The organism is Streptococcus oralis subsp. dentisani (assembly GCF_002096615.1).
Lineage (GTDB): Bacteria > Bacillota > Bacilli > Lactobacillales > Streptococcaceae > Streptococcus > Streptococcus oralis_U.
The window spans coordinates 1-1,682 of record NZ_NCUX01000001.1 but is presented as its reverse complement, the minus strand read 5'-3'; the positions used below and the strand labels follow the sequence as shown (position 1 = coordinate 1,682).

Annotated in this window: 2 protein-coding genes; both read right to left on the bottom strand. The window is 33.2% G+C overall.

What is annotated here, in order from left to right; all coding sequences use genetic code 11:
- Window positions 1-680 (bottom strand): DUF262 domain-containing protein (locus B7708_RS00010; protein WP_142358239.1); only part of this gene is annotated, 680 nt, incomplete at its 3' end.
- A 15-nt stretch (window positions 681-695) separates the two neighbouring features.
- Window positions 696-1,682 (bottom strand): adenine-specific methyltransferase EcoRI family protein (locus B7708_RS00005; protein ID WP_345788858.1); only part of this gene is annotated, 987 nt, incomplete at its 5' end.

The window sequence follows — 1,682 nt, the reverse complement described above, 5'->3', positions numbered from 1 at the left end:
TTAATAGCAGTTTGTAGATACTCTTGTCTATTCCAATTACCATTTAATAGTGGTTCTGCTTTATCGTTATTCGGATTCTCGTCAGCAAGTACAACACCGCGTCCTTTTTTTGTTGAAAACCTTTGTTTAGCATCAGAAAGCCAAGTACCAGTATATGCAGAATTTCTTAGCTCTTGTTCATTTAATGGTTCTCCTGCTGTATTTATAACGTGAAACCATTTCATTTTTTCAGATGCTGTTCCTTCACAAACATATATATCTAATTCATAATCAAGAATTTGATCTGCTAAGTCAGTTAGGTTCATTTGAAGATTTGGGAAATCTTGTTGTGGAGCACTAGACGGAAATCTGTTTGATTTTACAGAATAATTTCCCATAACATAGTTACAAATAGCTAAAACACGCTGTTGACCATCAAGAACCTCATATTGTCCATTTCCTAAGTCAACCCAATACATAATGCCTAAAGGACACTCGTCTAAAACAGTTTGGATTACAGCTTGTCTCTTATCTTCGTTATATACGCTATTTCTCTGATAAGATGGACGAATATTCAATCTCCCGTTATATCCTTTTACAGCATCTGTTGTTGAACCATCATCATTATTAGTATAACCACTAGCTAAATCTCTGATAGTGAATGGTCTATCAAGTACATCTCTTAATCTAGTTACTTTCATTTTATTCTCCCTTCATCAATATCCCTTATCTTCATCACGACTAATTGGATTTAGATTTCTAACTAAAATTCTGAAATAAGGAGGTTTCCCATCTATTGTTAAATCTTTATCGTCATCTCCTTTTCTGAATTTTATAATCTCGAATTCAGTTGGATTGAAATAATTGATAAAAGTTATAGGTACTCCCATTACACCATCATAATCAATTGGAATGTCTTTAACATTATCTACATTTATTGCATTATAGTTGTCATATTTAGGATATTTTCCTTCAAAACCTTCATAATACTTGTGTGCTTTTGTTTGGTCGAATTTATCTCCTATATGCCATAACCCATCATGACGTTTCTGTAAATCTAAGTTAGTAAACCAGCAACCCATTATATGCTTTACTTTTTTCCCATCTTCATCCAACTTTTCATAATCAGCCCCCTCTGGAACGTATAACCAAAAGTCTGAATTCATACTTCTAGCTCCAATCCAAATTTGGTTATTTTGAATAAGTGGAAAAATTTCTTTATATGTTACAGAGTTTTTGTTTCCGATAACGATAAATTTTTTTTGATATTCCATTAATTGAGAAATATATTCTCGAAACAAACTGAACGGAGGATTAGTCACAACAATATCAGCTTCTTTCAGATAATTTATACTGTCCTCGCTTCGGAAATCTCCAGCGGTATACTCATCATCTCCATAAATAGTTTCAATATTTCCAGCTTCCATATTGAAATCATCGCCCCCTTCATAAATCAGAGCATACGAAGGTTCGCTATCTTCTTGAAAATGTGTTGCTATCAGTTTTTTAAGACCCAGACTTGCAAAATTGTTATGAAAATAACGCCAAAAATTTGATTGTGTTGGGTCATCACAATTACAGTAGATAACTTTATCTCTAAAATGTTCCCTATAATGCCCCATTTCCTCAGCAATATCTTTATAACGAGTATAAAACTCATCGTTTTTGGCTTTTTTAGCCTTGTGGAGTGAGCCAGCCATTAT